This window comes from Rhizobium sp. RU36D (assembly GCF_900176345.1).
Lineage (GTDB): Bacteria > Pseudomonadota > Alphaproteobacteria > Rhizobiales > Rhizobiaceae > Allorhizobium.
Genome location: NZ_FWXU01000013.1, coordinates 95,214 through 109,731, shown reverse-complemented (window position 1 = coordinate 109,731; position 14,518 = coordinate 95,214). Strand labels below are relative to the sequence as shown.

Genomic DNA, 14,518 nt, shown 5'->3' with positions numbered 1-14,518 from the left:
CCTTACTTGCCGGCGGCGTTGATGGCATCGACGATGCCTTCGGGCCATGCCTTGGCATAGTCGGACTTCAGGTAGGCCGCCTGCACATGCGTGCGGAAGGCGTTGATGTCGGGTTCATAGACCTTCAGGCCCTTTTCCTTCATGAAGGCCACCAGTTCGTCCTCAAGCTTCAACTGCTTGGTGCGCGCAGCTTCTGCTGCGGCATCGGCGGCCTTCTGGGTGGCGGCCTGCTGCTCCGGCGTCATGGCGTCCCAGACCTTCTTGGACAGCGCCAGGTAATTCAGGTCGACGAGATGCGAGGTCAGCACGATCTGCTTGGTCACTTCGTAGAACTTGCTGTCGCGCACGGTCGGAAGCGGGTTGTCCTGGCCGTCGATCGCGCCACTCTGCAGGGCGGTATAGATTTCGCCGAAGGCCACCGGCACGGCGCTGGCGCCCAACGCATTGCCGAGGAACTGCCAGGCATCGGTGCCGGGCATGCGCAGCTTCACGCCGGCGAGATCGGCGGGCGTCTTCACTTCCTGCTCGGTGCGCAGGTTCACGTGGCGACGGCCGAGATACATGACCGTCAGCAGCTTGACGCCCATTTCGGACTCGATCTTGTCCTTGAAGGGCTGCATCAGCGGCGAATTGAACACGGCCACCTGATGGGCTGCGTCACGATGCAGGTAGCCGGCGGTGAAGACCGAGAATTCCGGGAAGAAGGTCGCGACTTCCTGGGCCGAGGTGATGGCCATTTCCAGGTTGCCGCGCGAAATGGCTTCCAGTTCCGTCGCCTGCTTGAACAGCGTGCCGTTGTAATGCGGCTCATACGAGGCAAAATCGGCAACGCCGGGGCCAAAGACTTCCTTCAGCGCCACGGTGCGCTGGTCCGTTTCGGTGGCGACGGTGGACATGCGCAGACGGATCTTGTCCTGCGCCTGGGCAAAGCCTGCGGTGAGCAGCGTGGCGGCGGCCGTTGCGGCCAGCAGCGTGCGGCGGGTAATGGTCGATGACATGGTTTCTCCTCCTGGTCCTTGGCAGACGTGCTCCCTCCCGGAGCCGTTGACGGACACTGGCAGGAAATACACCATGTGTCTACCGTCCACCTTATGGATCGCAAATAATCGACAGTTTTTGTCTATCTGCGGATGCGGTGGATAATCGATTTTTTCTTTGCATCGGCGCCGGCCTCGGCTATCTTCGCTCTGAAGGCCGTTCGGGAGGATGATGCGGTCGCCCATTCATCAACTGTCGTCCGCCGGTGCAAACCGGTGTTACAAGCCTATCTTGCCGCCGCTAAGGACCCGGTCGTCCCGGCGGCATCGCACACCTTCGACCGATAGAGGCATCATGAAAAAGATCCACATCCTGAACGGCCCGAACCTCAATCTGCTTGGCCAGCGCCAGCCGGAAATCTACGGCCGCGAGACGCTGGCCGATGTCGCCGCCGATTGCGCCAAGCTTGGCGAAACGCTGGGCCTGTCGGTCGAGCTGTTCCAGTCCAACCACGAGGGCGTGATTGTCGAGCAGATCCACACCGCCCGCACCGAGGCCGCCGGCATCATCATCAATCCCGGCGCCTATTCCCACACGTCAGTTGCCATCCTCGATGCGCTCAACGCCTTCGACGGACCCGTGATCGAGGTGCATATCTCCAACATCCACAAGCGCGAGGAATTCCGCCACCATTCCTTCGTCTCCGCCCGCGCGGAAGGCGTGATCGCCGGCCTCGGCACAGAGGGCTATCAGGCGGCCGTGCGGCGGCTTGCGACGCTCCTCAACAAGTAAGGCGATGCTGTGGAGGAGACGCGCATCGCGGTGGTCGGCGCGGGCCTGATCGGCCTGCGCCACATGGAGGCGCTGGGGCAGGCAAGGGGAGCAAGGCTTGCCGCCGTCATCGATCCGGCACCGGCAGCGAAGGACAGGGCACAGTCGCTCGGCCTGCCCTGGTTCGCCAGCGTGGCGGACATGCCGCCTGACACTGTCGATGGCGTGATCCTGGCGACGCCCAACCAGATCCATGTGGAAGGCGGGCTTGCCTGCGTGGCGCAGGGCCTGCCCGTCCTGGTGGAAAAGCCGTTTGCGACCAGCGTCGAGGAAGCGATGGTGCTGCTGCAGGCGGCGGAGGCGGCCGGCGTGCCGCTGCTGACCGGCCATCACCGCCGCTACAACCCGCTGATCGCGGCGGCGAAATCGCTTGTCACGGAGGGCCGGATCGGCCGGCCCGTCTCCGTCAACGGCATGTTCTGGCTGGCAAAGCCGGACGACTATTTCGACGTGGCCTGGCGCCGGCAGCCGGGCGCCGGCCCCGTCCTCGTCAACCTTATCCACGATATCGACCTCATGCGCCATCTGGTTGGCGAGGTCGCCGCGGTGCAGGCAGTGGAAAGCCGGGCCGTCCGCGGCAATGCGGTCGAGGATGCCTGTGTCATCATTCTCGAATTCGAAAACGGTGCGCTCGGAACGATGAATGTCGCCGATTGCATTCCCGCCCCCTGGAGCTGGGAGCTGACCTCGGGCGAAAACCCGGCCTATCCCCAGACGGACCAGGCCTGCTACGTGATCGGCGGCACGGAAGGCGCGTTGGAACTGCCGCGCGTGCGGCTCTGGCGGCATGAGGGCAAGCGCAGCTGGTGGGAGCCGCTATCGGCCACGACAGCGCCGCGCCCATCAGGCGATCCGCTGGTGCTGCAGGCAGAACATTTCGCCCGCGTCATCCAGGCGCAAGAGCCGCCGCTCGTATCAGGGCGCGAGGGAACGCGAACATTGCAGGTGATCGAGGCGGTGAAGGCCTCCGCTCGAGACCGCCAGCGCATCACCATCGAGACACTCTAGCAGGAGACGGCATGGACCTGATCAGGAACCCCTTCAAGGCGGCAATCGCTGCCGGACAGCAGCAGATTGGCATCTGGTGCACCATCCCCGGCTCCGGCCATGCCGAAGCACTCGCAGGCTGCGGCTTCGACTGGATGCTGATCGACACCGAGCACACCGCCGTGGAGATGACTACGGTGCAGGCCATGCTGCAGGCGGCAGCCCCCTATCTCACCCATGCGGCCGTGCGGCCCGGCTGGAACGATGCGGTCGAGATCAAACGCCTGCTCGACATCGGCGCCCAGACCCTGCTCATTCCCTACGTGCAAAATGCCGAGGAGGCGGCGCGCGCCGTCTCAGCCGTGCGCTACGCACCCCAGGGCATGCGCGGCCTGGCCGGCATTACCAGGGCGACGCGCTACGGCTTGATCGAGAACTATGCGACGCGGGCGAGCGAGGAAATCTGCCTGTTGCTGCAGGTCGAAACCGCCGAGGCGCTGGGCAATATCGAAGCGATTGCCGCCGTCGATGGCGTGGACGGCATCTTCATCGGCCCTGCCGACCTTGCCGCCATCATGGGTTTCCCCGGCAATCCCGGCCATCCCGAGGTCAAGGCCGCAATCCTCCAGGCCATCAGGCGCATTGTCGCGGCCGGCAAGCCAGCGGGCATCCTCTCGCTCGACCAGGAGTTCCTGAAGGAGGCCGTGGCAGCCGGCACCACCTTCACCGCTGTCGATGTCGATAGCGCCATCCTGCTGCGCGGCGCCCGCGCGCTGGCGAAATCATGGAAAGCATGACGAAAGAGCCTGCTCGGCCAGTCGCGGGACGGCGCCTCCAATGATCGAGGTGCTGTCCGTCACCCTGCCGATCTACCTGATCATCGCGACCGGGTTTCTGGCGACGCGGACCGGCTATGTCGAGGCCGGCGAGATAAGGTCGCTGGGACGCGTCGTCATGCGGGTCTGCATGCCCGCCACCATTTTCGTCAACATCGCGCGCAACCCGATCACCGAAATCCTGCGCTGGGATTTCGTGTTGGGCTATCTCGCCGGATCCCTCATCGTCTTTGCCATCGGCCTCGCCTTTTCGCTGAAGGTGCTGAAGCGGCCGCGCCAGACCGCCGTGCTGGAAGCGATGGGCATGTGCTGTTCCAACAGTGCCTTCATGGGCTTTCCGGTGGCGGCCCTCGTGGTCGGGGATGCCGCGCTGCAGGCCTTCACCATGGCGATGCTGGTCGAAAACATCGTGATGATGCCGCTTGCCGTCACCATTGCCGATAGTGCCGCCGGCAAGGGCTTGAGCCTGGCCGCCCTGCGCCAGACGCTGATGGGCATGGCGCGCAATCCGCTGCTGCTCTCGGTGCTGGCGGCCGTCGCCTTCTCGCTGTCGGGCCTTGCCTTGCCAACCGCGCTGGAGCGCACGCTGTCGATGCTGGCGCCGGTATCGGCACCCGTGGCGCTGCTTGCGGTGGGTGGGGCCGTCGCCGCGCTGACGATCTCGCCGCCGCGCGGGTCGATCGGCTGGATCGTCGGCGGCAAGCTCATCGCCCATCCGCTGAGCGTACTCGCATGCCTTGTATCGGTCGGCACGCTGCCTCAGGACCTGCTGATCAGCGGCGTGCTGATCGCATCGGTGCCGATGATGAGCATCTATGCCCTGTTTGGCCTGCGCTGGGGCGAGGAAAGCCTTGCAGCTTCCGCGCTTATTCTCACGACGGCACTCTCGTTCTTCACCGTTTCCGCTATCCTGTTCCTGATCGGCTTTTCCTGATTCGTCGGGAACAATCCGTGAGCGTTACAGTTGTGCGTCATAGCGACCAAAGGGCAAGGAGAGCGCCATGGACAGAGAACTGGATGAGCGAATTCGCGAACGGGCCTATGCGATCTGGGAACAGGAAGGCCGCCCCGAAGGAAACGATTTCCACCACTGGCTGAGAGCTGTGGAGGAAGTCCGCGCCGAGACCGGCGACATCATGGCTGCGGAGGCCGGCAATGTGAATGCCGGCCAGACGATGGCCGAGACCACACCGAAGCAGAGCGACCCCGCCGCACCCGTCGTGCCGGACAGCCTGCACGCCGCACCCCTGGCTGGGGCCTCGGCTGCTCCCGCCGCCCAGGGCAGCAGCGTCCGCGCCACGGACAAGCGGCGCAAGCTGGCTTAAACACACGAACGTTCGCCGAGAAAGACAGAAGGAGAGGCCCGGGCAGGCCTCTCCTTTTTTCATTGCCGATATCTGGACAGACGTCCTCAGGCGGCGCGGCGGTGGGTGGTCTCGTGGCGGCCGGCCAGCCGGAAGTTCTGCAGCAGTGCCTTCAACTGGTTGCTTTCCAGCGTCAGCGTCTGGCTGGCGGCGGAGGTCTCTTCCACCATGGCCGCGTTCTGCTGGGTCATCTGGTCCATGGTGTTGACGGCGGTGTTGACTTCGGCCAGGCCCACGGCCTGCTCCTTGGCAGCGGTCGCAATCGAGTTCACCTGATCGTTGACCTTGTTGACCAGGGCCTCGATTTCCGTCAGCGCATCACCCGTGGAGCGCACCAGCGCCACGCCGGTTTCCACCTCATGGGCAGAATTGCTGATCAGGCTCTTGATTTCCTTGGCCGCATTGGCAGAGCGCTGCGCCAGTTCACGGACTTCCTGCGCCACGACGGCAAAGCCGCGGCCTGCCTCGCCGGCACGGGCTGCCTCGACACCGGCATTGAGCGCAAGCAGGTTGGTCTGGAAGGCGATCTCGTCGATCACGCCGATGATCTGGCCGATGCGGTTGGACGCATCCTCGATCCGGCTCATCGCCGAGACGGCATCGCGAACGATGGAGCCAGACTTGCCGGTGCTCTGCTTGGTCTCGCTGACCATGCGGCTCGCTTCAGCCGCGCGCTCGGAAGAGGAGCGAACCGTTGCGGTGATCTCGTCGAGGGCGGCTGCGGTTTCCTCCAGCGAGGCCGCCTGCTGCTCCGTGCGATGGGACAGATTGTTGGCCGCTTCGGCAATGCCGCCAGCGCTGCCATGCACGATCTCTGTGGACTGCGCGATGGACGAGATGACGTCGTTCAAGGCCTCGACCGCGCGGTTGAAGTCGGTGCGCAGCTTGGCATATTCGGCAGGGATCTCGCCAATCGTTGCCGTCAGGTCGCCATTGGCGAGACGCTCCAGCGCCGAACCAACGGTATGCATGGCATCGGCCTGCACCTTGGCAATGGCCTGGGCCTGGCGTTCGTTCTGGTCGCGGGTCTCATTGATCCGCTGCTGCTGCTCCACGTCGCGGCCGCGCAACTCCATGCGCTCCCGAACGGAATCACGCAGCACCGCAACCACCTTGGCCATCTGGCCGATCTCGTCGCCGCGGCCGGTTTCCGGCACCTCCTGCGACACGTCTTCTTCCGAGATAGCCGTCATGACCACCTGCAGACGGCCGATCGGGCCGACAACGCTGCGCACGATGGCGAAGGCAACGAGCACGATGGCGAGACCGCCGACGCCGAGAATACCGGCCGTCTCGATCGCGTTGCGGCGGAACAGGGCTGCCAAGTCGTCAGCATAGACGCCCGTGCCGACGATCCAGCCCCAGGGCTCGAAACCGGCGACGTGGGAATATTTCAGCACCGGCTCTTCAAAGCCAGGCTTCGGCCAGAGATAATCGACATAGCCCTGGCGGGTCGGGCTGTTCTGGACAGCCTTGACGAATTCCTGGAAAATGAACTTGCCCGTGGGATCGGCCATCTTCGACTGATCCGTGCCATCAAGCGCCGGCTTGATCGGATGCATGACGATATTGGCCTTCATGTCATTGATCCAGAAGTAGCCGCTATCTTCATACCGCAGCGCCCGCACCGCATCCTTGGCGCGGGTCTGGGCCTCCTCCCGGGTGATGGCACCCGAGGTCTCCAGGCCATGATAGAACTTGAACAAGGTGATCATGCTCTCGTCCATGGCACTGAGCTTGGCCTTGCGCTCGGCAACCAGCGCATTTTGACCGTGATACAAGGCATAGACCAGCGCGGCGGAGAAAATCGCCAGCGACAAGGCCACCAGCATATACAGCCTGAAGGATATTTTCATCGTCTTCATACCGCCAGAACCCCCTAAAATTGACTGATATCAGGAAAGTCTGATTGAAATAGATTAAATTTAGCTAAATGCGTAGTAAGTCGCCTTTCTCGGCTCAAACGCAGAGTATACGACTGATTTTCGCGTGTATAAGCAATTGCGAATTCACGAGCTATTGACGCAAGACTTGGCAAAGGCCCGCGTTGCCGAACCGGCAACGAAAACACCGAAAATCGGCACTTCTGCGCAACGCATCGATCTGGGATAACGGATAAGCCCATCCTGCCGACCCGCGGAGATCGTCCCATGGCCTATGTGATTACCGATCCGTGCATCGACGTGAAGGATGGCGATTGCACCACGGCATGCCCGGTGGACTGCATCTACGAGGGCGGACGGTCCTTCTATATCCACCCCGACGAATGCATCAATTGCGGCCTGTGCCTCTCGGTCTGTCCTGTCGATGCAATCCTGTGGGACGAGGATGTGCCGCCGGAAAAGCAGGTCTATATCACCGCAAACCGCGATTTTTTCGGCGCCGAGGTCACCGGCTGGGGCGCACCCGGCGGCTGGGAAAAAGGCCGCGCCAGCCCGCTCGACCATCCCGTCATCGCAGCCTTTCCGCCCCGCGACAGGGTCGAACAGCGTTGTGACGCAGTCCGGTAGGCGCGAACGAGATCGCGCGCCCTGATTTTCTAGTATTTCCAAAATATAGATTCGGAAATATTGTTAGACGGGAATAATTTTTACATTCCGACGCTTTAATACGTTCCGGCCTTATTTACTGGTGTTTTCCACCCATCGGCCGTGTCTTTGCAAAGCCACGGCCCGTGGGCCGTTTCGCACCTCACCCTTTGCGCGGGATAAAACTTGTCTATATGAGGAAGGCATTGCCGCGACGAACCCGTCGCTGGCCGTCCCTGGACCAAGACCGATGCGCATCCTGCTCCTCCTCATTGCCTGGCTTGCCGTCGGGCTTGGCATCATCGGCATCTTCCTGCCGGTGCTGCCCACCACGCCCTTCATGATCCTGGCGGCGGCACTGTTTGCCCGCACATCGCCGCGCTTCGAACAATGGCTGATCGACCATCCCCGGTACGGAAAGCCGCTGACGGATTGGCGGCGGGAGGGGGCGATTGCGCGCAAGGCGAAGATCGCCTCGATTTCGTTGATGACGGCGAGCTATGGCATCGTCTGGTTCGCCGGTCCTCAAAGCCTGGCGCTCCGGATCGCCATCGGCATCATCCTGCTGTGCTGCGCCGTCTTCGTGCTGACGCGGTCGGAACCGGCGCCCGGCGGCACCCCGCCGACCGAAAAATAGATCAGATTTTACGGAACCATCCTCCCCGCGCCCCGTTATCTGCGGCCACAGGGAGATGATTATGTCGAGTAAAGAGCGCTTTTGGCACCAACCCGTCCATATCGTCATGCCGAGCGGCTTGAGCCGCAGCTTCAAGCATCCTTATGACGCACTGGATTTCCTGGAATATGAATGGCCCACACGCCGCTGCGAGGCGCGCCATCGCGCCATGATGTGGTGCGCACGGGCGCTGGAAGCCGGCCAGTTGACCGGCCTAGCGCGCCGCGCCTTCATGCGGGCGGCCCAGGCCGCCGGCATGTCCTTGCTGCCAGGCCCTGCCGAGGGCCGGGCCTAGCCTCTACTGACCAGCGTCAGGCGGCGCGTCGACCGTAGGCAGGACCTGCGGCCGCCGCCGCGGAACCCGGCTCGCGAATGGCCGAGCGCCGGTTGAGCTTGAACCGGTTGACGAGCGCCTCCAGCCGCGAGGCCCCCTCCGCCAATCCCTCGCTGATCTTCGTGGTGTTGTTGACCATCGCGGCATTCTGCTGGGTCATCTTGTCCAGTTCGCCGATCGATGCATTGATCTCTCCGAGATTGGTGGATTGCTCGTTGGCCGATGTCGCGATCGCCTCGATGTTCAGGTTGATGGAGTCCACGAACTCCTCGATCCGCCGCAGCGCTTCACCGGTGTCACTCACCAGCCGCACGCCTTCTTCCACCTCGCGGGTGGAATTGGCAATCAGGCCGGCGATTTCGCGCGCGGCCTGGGCGGAGCGTTGCGCCAGTTCCCGCACCTCCTGCGCCACCACGGCAAAGCCCTTGCCCGCCTCGCCGGCGCGCGCGGCCTCGACCCCGGCATTGAGGGCGAGAAGGTTGGTCTGGAACGCGATCTGGTCGATCACATCGATGATCTTGCCGATTTCAGCCGAGGCATTCTCGATCCGCCCGATCGCGGCGACCGTCTCGTCAACCACGCTCACCGACTGGGAGGCGGCCTTGCGCGCATCCTGCACCAAGGCACGGGTCTCCCGCGTGCGGAGGCTCGAATCCTTCACGGTCGCGGTGATCTGCGCCAGGGCTGCCGAGGTCTGCTCCAGCGCCGTGGCCTGCTGCTCGGTGCGCTGGGCTAGATTTCCGGCGGCGTCGCGGATCGATTGCCCCTCGCTGGAAAGCTCTGTCGTCTCCGTCAACACTTCCGCGAGCGTCTCCTGGAACCGGCCGATGGAGGTGTTGAAATTGTGCCGCAGATGCTCGAATTCCGGCGTGAACGGCTTGTCGAGCGTCATGCGGATATTGCAATCGGCAAGGCGCTCCAGGCCGGCCGCCAATTCCTCGACCGCGCGCACGCGGCCGGAAACGTCTATGGCAAACTTCACCACCTTCAGCACCTTGCCGTCGTCATCCAGGATCGGATTGTACGAGGCCTCGATGAACACCTTGCTGCCATCCTTGGCCAGGCGGGTGAACTGGCTGCTGGCCGGCTTGCCGGCAGCGAGACCTTCCCAGAACTGCCGATAGGCGGGAGAGCGCGCATAATCAGGCTCGCAGAACATCGAGTGGTGGCGCCCGGTGAGTTCGCCGAGGTCGTAGCCCATGACGGAGAGAAAATTCTTGTTGGCGGTCAGGATCTTGCCATCGGGGGTAAACTCGATGATGGCCTGCGCCCGCGACAGCGCTTCCAGCTTGCCCTTGCTGTCAAGGCTTTCCAACTTCGACGCAGTGATATCAGTCGCGAACTTGATGACCTTCACCGCCTTGCCGCCCTTCATGATCGGGTTGTAGGATGCCTGGATCCAGACCTCGCGACCGCCCTTGGCCACGCGCTTGTATTGCGCCTGCTCGAACTTGCCGCTGCCGAGCCGCGACCAGAAGTCGCGATAGGCGGATGAGGTCGCGTAATCCTTTTCCACGAACATGCTGTGGTGGCGGCCGACGATCTCTTCCGGCTTGTAGCCCATCGCATCGCAGAAGTTCTTATTGGCGGCGAGGATCTTGCCGGAGAGATCGAATTCGATCACCGCCTGAGAGCGGTGGATCGCCTCCAGAATGGCCGATGCGTTGGAGCTGAAGGGGGAAAGAAGGGACATGCGACTAGGCTCCGGAACCTTTATGTGAGTGTCAACTTATATACACACTATTATTAATAAACTTATTAACTTAGCGCCTTAACCACACACATTAGGAAGCATGCGGAGATCACCGCATGCCGGCTCGGTTCCGATAATCGGTGTCAGCCGAACACAACCCCTTGCCATATCCGTGAGCGTACCGCCGGGCCAAAATCCGCCATTGTGCCGCAGGCTCTGAGATGCCACTATTTCGCACCGCGACATCGGCCAAAGTGCCGCAACAAGCCTCCCGCAAAACAGGGGAAAGAAATGATCACCGACATGCCTGCGTCATTGCCCCGCGCGATCCGCCGCCTTGCCTTTGCCATGACTGCCACGGCCCTGGCTGGCCTGTCGCTTGGCGGCACCTCTCTTGCCGCGGACAAGGAATTGACGCTCGGCATGGGCATCGAGCCTGCCGGCCTTGACCCGACGGTGGCCGCTCCCGTCGCCATCGGCCAGGTCACCTGGCAGAACATTTTCGAGGGGCTGGTGACCGTGGACCGCGACGGCAAGATCCAGCCGCAGCTTGCCCGCAGCTGGCAGATTGCGCCTGATGGCCTGACCTATACCTTCAAGCTCGCCGAAGGAGTGAAATTCCACGATGGCGAGGTCTTCGATGCCTCGGTCGCCAAGGCCTCGCTGGAGCGCGCGCGCGGCGCAGACAGCGTCAATCCGCAAAAGCGCTTCTTCGCCGCCATCGATACGATCGAAACGCCTGATGCCACGACCCTGGTGCTGAAGCTGAAGGAGCCGGCTGGAAGCCTGCTCTACTGGCTCGCCTGGCCCTCTTCTTCCATTGTTGGTACGAAAAGTGCTGCAGACGCCAAGTCCAACCCCATCGGCACCGGCCCGTTCAAATTCGTCAGCTGGGCCAAGGGCGACAAGGTGGAACTAACAGCCAATCCCGACTACTGGAACGACCAGGTCGCGGTGAAGCTGGACAAGGTGACGTTCCGTTTCATATCCGATCCGCAGGCCCAGGCGGCGGCACTGAAATCGGGCGATGTCGATGCCTTCCCGGAATTCGGCGCGCCGGAGCTGATGGAAAGCTTCAAGGACGATCCGAAGCTCACCACCGTCATCGGCAATACCGAGCTGAAGGTCGTGGCCGGCATGAACAATGCCCGCAAGCCCTTCGACGACAAGCGCGTGCGCCAGGCGCTGATGATGGCAATCGACCGCCAGACGGTGGTGGACGGTGCCTGGTCTGGCCTCGGCACACCGATCGGCAGCCACTACACGCCCAACGACCGCGGCTATCTCGATCTGACGGGGGTCCATCCCTACGATCCGGAAAAGGCCAAGGCGTTGCTGGCCGAGGCCGGCTATCCCAACGGCTTTTCCTTCACCATCAAGACGCCGCAAATGGCCTATGCCCCGCGCTCGGCGGAGGTCATGCAGGCCATGTTCGCCGAGATCGGCGTCACCATGACCATCGAGCCGACGGAGTTTCCGGCGAAATGGGTGCAGGATGTGTTCAAGGGCCGAGATTACGACATGACCATCGTCGCTCATGCCGAGCCGATGGACATCGATATCTATGCCCGCGACCCCTATTACTTCAACTACACCAACCCGGCCTTCAACGAGATCCTCGACAAGGTCGAGGCCAGCACCGACCCGGCCGAACAGGACCGGCTCTATGGCGAAGCGCAGAAGATCCTGGCCGAAGACGTGCCGGCCCTCTATCTCTTCGTCATGCCCAAGCTCGGGGTTTGGAACAAGAAGCTCAAGGGGCTGTGGGAAAACGAACCGATCCCGTCGAATGTGCTGGCAGAGGTCTATTGGGAGGAGTGAGGCGGGACGTGGGGGCGTCAACAATCAAAAACCCTCTCTGCCCTGCCGGGCATCTCCCCCACAAGGGGGGAGAAGACTCGCGGACACCGCTCGGTTCAATCGCCAGACGATTACACCTTGGCCGCAAAGATGGTTTCTTCGATTTGAAGATAGAGCGGCGGATTCCGGCTTATCTCCCTGCACATGGCGGAGATGAACCGGCGGCACCGTCCGCTTCCGTTCGCATCAGCCGACCGTTTGGGTCTGCCTCCATGGCAACCGTCATGGAAGTCGAGCGATCGGCCCCAGGTCTTCTCCCCCCTTGTGGGGGAGATGCCCGGCAGGGCAGAGAGGGTCTTTCTTCATGTAAGCGCCTTTGGCCGCGTCGAATTGACACCATCCCATGCTGACCCTCGCCGCCCGCCGCATCGGCTCGCTCATCCTCACCCTGCTGCTCGTCTCGGCGCTGATCTTCCTTGTCATGGACGTGCTGCCCGGAGATCCCGCGGCGATCATGCTGGGCACCTCGGCCAGCGCCGATACGCTGGAGGCTCTGCGCCGCGAACTGGGGCTCGACCAGCCGCTGCCCGTCCGCTACCTGCAATGGCTGGGCGGCCTCCTGACCGGCGACCTCGGGCGGTCCTATACATATGACGTGCCCGTTGCCGGGCTGATCCTGGAGCGGCTGAAGGTGACGCTGCCGCTCGCCGTCATGGCCATTATCCTGTCCGTTGCCATCGCCATCCCGCTCGGGGTCACGTCGGCAGCGCGGCGTCATTCCGCCTTGGACTATCTGGGCGGCGTGGTCTCGCAACTGTTCATCGCCGTGCCCGGCTTCTGGGTCGGCTTGCTGCTGGTGCTGGTGTTTTCGGTCTCGCTGGGCTGGATGCCGTCAGGCGGTTTCCCCGGCTGGCAGCAGGGGGTGCTGCCAGCGCTGGAGGCGTTGTTCATGCCCGCCATCGCGCTCGCCCTGCCGCAGGCGGGTGTGCTGACCCGTGTCACCCGCTCCTCCGTGCTGGAGGTGCTGAACGACGATTTCGTGCGCACCGCCCGGGCCAAGGGGCTGACCCGGCGCGCCGCCCTGTGGCGCCATGCCGTGCCCAATGCGCTGGTCCCTGTCATCACCATCATCGGGTTGCAATTCACCTTCCTGATTGCCGGCGCGGTGCTGATCGAAAACGTCTTCAACCTGCCCGGCCTCGGGCGGCTGGCGCTGCAATCCCTGGCCCAGCGCGATGTCATCGTGCTGCAGGATGTCGTTCTCTTCTTCGCCGCGCTCGTCATCATCGTCAACTTCATCGTCGATCTCGCCTATCTCTGGCTCGATCCAAGACTGCGGGGAGGGGCGCAATGACCCGTCTCCCGCGGCTCCGGCACAATTTCCTGCTGGGCGCCGCCATCATCGCCGCGCTCGTGGCCGTCGCGCTTATCTCGCTTGTCTGGACGCCCTTGCCGCCGGCAAAGATGCAGATCATCCACAAGCTGAAAGCGCCGCTGACACAAGGGCTGCTCGGCACCGACCATTTCGGCCGCGACGTCGCCTCCATGCTGATGGTCGGCGCCTGGAACTCCCTATCAACAGCGCTCTCGGCGGTGGCGCTCGGCGGGGCGCTGGGCACGCTGCTCGGTGTCACGGTCGCCGCCCGTCGCGGGCTTCTGGAAGCCGTCGTCATGCGCGCCAATGACGTGATCTTTGCCGTACCGCCGATCCTCTCGGCCATGATGCTCGGCGCGCTGATGGGCACCGGCCGGCTGACGGCAATCATCGCGATTGCGGTCTTCATGGTGCCGGTTTTTGCCCGCGTCACGGCGGGCGCGGCGCTGCAGGTCTGGTCGCGCGATTTCGTCATGGCGGCCCGGGCAGCGGGCAAGGGGCCGATGCTGATCACCACGGAGCATGTGCTGCCCAACATCGCCAACCAGATCGTGGTGCAGGCAACGATCCAACTCGGGCTGGCGATGCTGACGGAAGCGGGCCTGAGCTTCCTCGGCCTCGGCCTCGCCCCGCCCGCGCCCACCTGGGGCCGCATGCTGGCGGAGGCCCAGACCTATCTCGGCCCGGCCCCCTGGCTCGCCATCCTGCCCGGCTCGGCCATCGCGCTTTCGGTTCTGGGTTTCAACATGCTGGGCGACGGCCTGCGCGACCTCCTGGACCCGCGCGACAGGGGGCAGGGATGATTGGCGGTTTTGAATCACGTTCGCCTGGGGTTGTGGCGAAGGGATGCGGAGGCGAGTCCATGTCCCATCTCCCTTCTCCCCGTTCACGGGGAAAAGTTTCCTATAGTCTAGTGCAACGTGTTGAACCTGGGATGAGGCGCGCATGGCAAGTGTCTCACGCGGATACCCCCCTCTGCCTTGCCAGGCATCTCCCCCTCAAGGGGGGAGATCGACCCGCGGCACTGCCGCACACCATCACTCGCGTTGCGGCGTTTGATCAAAGGGCGAGCGGGCGCAGCAATCCGATCTCCCCCCTTGAGGGGGAGATGCCTGG

Annotated in this window: 14 protein-coding genes; 11 read left to right on the top strand and 3 right to left on the bottom strand. The window is 63.3% G+C overall.

Annotated features, from left to right (window positions below; translation table 11 throughout):
• Positions 1 to 2: 2 nt before the first annotated feature.
• On the bottom strand, positions 3 to 998 hold the full coding sequence (gene dctP, locus B9A97_RS16945) for a TRAP transporter substrate-binding protein DctP (protein WP_084366538.1): 996 nt from the start codon (positions 996 to 998) through the stop codon (positions 3 to 5).
• 334 nt (positions 999 to 1,332) lie between these two features.
• On the opposite strand from dctP, the gene aroQ reads away from it, so the two are divergent.
• The 5 genes from aroQ to B9A97_RS16920 all read left to right on the top strand — a co-directional run bounded on the left by aroQ (position 1,333) and on the right by B9A97_RS16920 (position 4,957).
• Entirely contained in the window at positions 1,333 to 1,770 is a 438-nt protein-coding gene (gene aroQ / locus B9A97_RS16940; RefSeq protein WP_084366537.1) for a type II 3-dehydroquinate dehydratase, read from the top strand.
• A gap of 9 nt (positions 1,771 to 1,779) precedes the next feature.
• Positions 1,780 to 2,817, top strand: a complete 1,038-nt coding sequence (locus B9A97_RS16935; RefSeq protein WP_244564264.1) for a Gfo/Idh/MocA family protein — start codon at positions 1,780 to 1,782, stop codon at positions 2,815 to 2,817.
• An 11-nt stretch (positions 2,818 to 2,828) separates the two neighbouring features.
• A complete protein-coding gene (locus tag B9A97_RS16930) occupies positions 2,829 to 3,593 on the top strand; it encodes an aldolase/citrate lyase family protein (protein WP_084366536.1) in 765 nt (254 codons plus the stop codon).
• 40 nt (positions 3,594 to 3,633) lie between these two features.
• On the top strand, positions 3,634 to 4,566 hold the full coding sequence (locus B9A97_RS16925) for an AEC family transporter (protein ID WP_179145313.1): 933 nt from the start codon (positions 3,634 to 3,636) through the stop codon (positions 4,564 to 4,566).
• 67 nt (positions 4,567 to 4,633) lie between these two features.
• Positions 4,634 to 4,957: a DUF2934 domain-containing protein gene (locus B9A97_RS16920; RefSeq protein WP_084366534.1), complete on the top strand. Its 324-nt coding sequence runs from the start codon at positions 4,634 to 4,636 to the stop codon at positions 4,955 to 4,957.
• 86 nt (positions 4,958 to 5,043) lie between these two features.
• On the opposite strand, the gene B9A97_RS16915 is transcribed toward B9A97_RS16920, so the two are convergent.
• Complete coding sequence (locus tag B9A97_RS16915; RefSeq protein ID WP_084366533.1) at positions 5,044 to 6,861, bottom strand: methyl-accepting chemotaxis protein; 1,818 nt, start codon at positions 6,859 to 6,861, stop codon at positions 5,044 to 5,046.
• Between the two features lie 285 nt (positions 6,862 to 7,146).
• On the opposite strand from B9A97_RS16915, the gene fdxA reads away from it, so the two are divergent.
• From fdxA to B9A97_RS16900, 3 genes are all read left to right on the top strand, one after another.
• Complete coding sequence (gene fdxA, locus B9A97_RS16910; protein WP_084366532.1) at positions 7,147 to 7,506, top strand: ferredoxin; 360 nt, start codon at positions 7,147 to 7,149, stop codon at positions 7,504 to 7,506.
• 268 nt (positions 7,507 to 7,774) lie between these two features.
• A complete protein-coding gene (locus B9A97_RS16905; RefSeq protein ID WP_084366531.1) occupies positions 7,775 to 8,161 on the top strand; it encodes a YbaN family protein in 387 nt (128 codons plus the stop codon).
• A 61-nt stretch (positions 8,162 to 8,222) separates the two neighbouring features.
• Complete coding sequence (locus tag B9A97_RS16900; protein WP_179145312.1) at positions 8,223 to 8,495, top strand: DUF982 domain-containing protein; 273 nt, start codon at positions 8,223 to 8,225, stop codon at positions 8,493 to 8,495.
• 16 nt (positions 8,496 to 8,511) lie between these two features.
• Here B9A97_RS16900 and B9A97_RS16895 read toward each other — a convergent pair whose 3' ends face one another.
• On the bottom strand, positions 8,512 to 10,227 hold the full coding sequence (locus B9A97_RS16895) for a methyl-accepting chemotaxis protein (protein ID WP_084366529.1): 1,716 nt from the start codon (positions 10,225 to 10,227) through the stop codon (positions 8,512 to 8,514).
• 291 nt (positions 10,228 to 10,518) lie between these two features.
• Here B9A97_RS16895 and B9A97_RS16890 point away from each other — a divergent pair, with 291 nt between their 5' ends.
• From B9A97_RS16890 to B9A97_RS16880, 3 genes are all read left to right on the top strand, one after another.
• A complete protein-coding gene (locus B9A97_RS16890; protein ID WP_084366528.1) occupies positions 10,519 to 12,048 on the top strand; it encodes an ABC transporter substrate-binding protein in 1,530 nt (509 codons plus the stop codon).
• Between the two features lie 382 nt (positions 12,049 to 12,430).
• Entirely contained in the window at positions 12,431 to 13,381 is a 951-nt protein-coding gene (locus B9A97_RS16885; RefSeq protein WP_084366527.1) for an ABC transporter permease, read from the top strand.
• Positions 13,378 to 14,205 (top strand): ABC transporter permease, encoded by an 828-nt coding sequence (locus tag B9A97_RS16880; protein WP_084366526.1) that lies wholly within the window; start codon positions 13,378 to 13,380, stop codon positions 14,203 to 14,205. Before B9A97_RS16885 ends, B9A97_RS16880 begins: the two co-directional genes overlap by 4 nt.
• Positions 14,206 to 14,518: the final 313 nt, after the last annotated feature.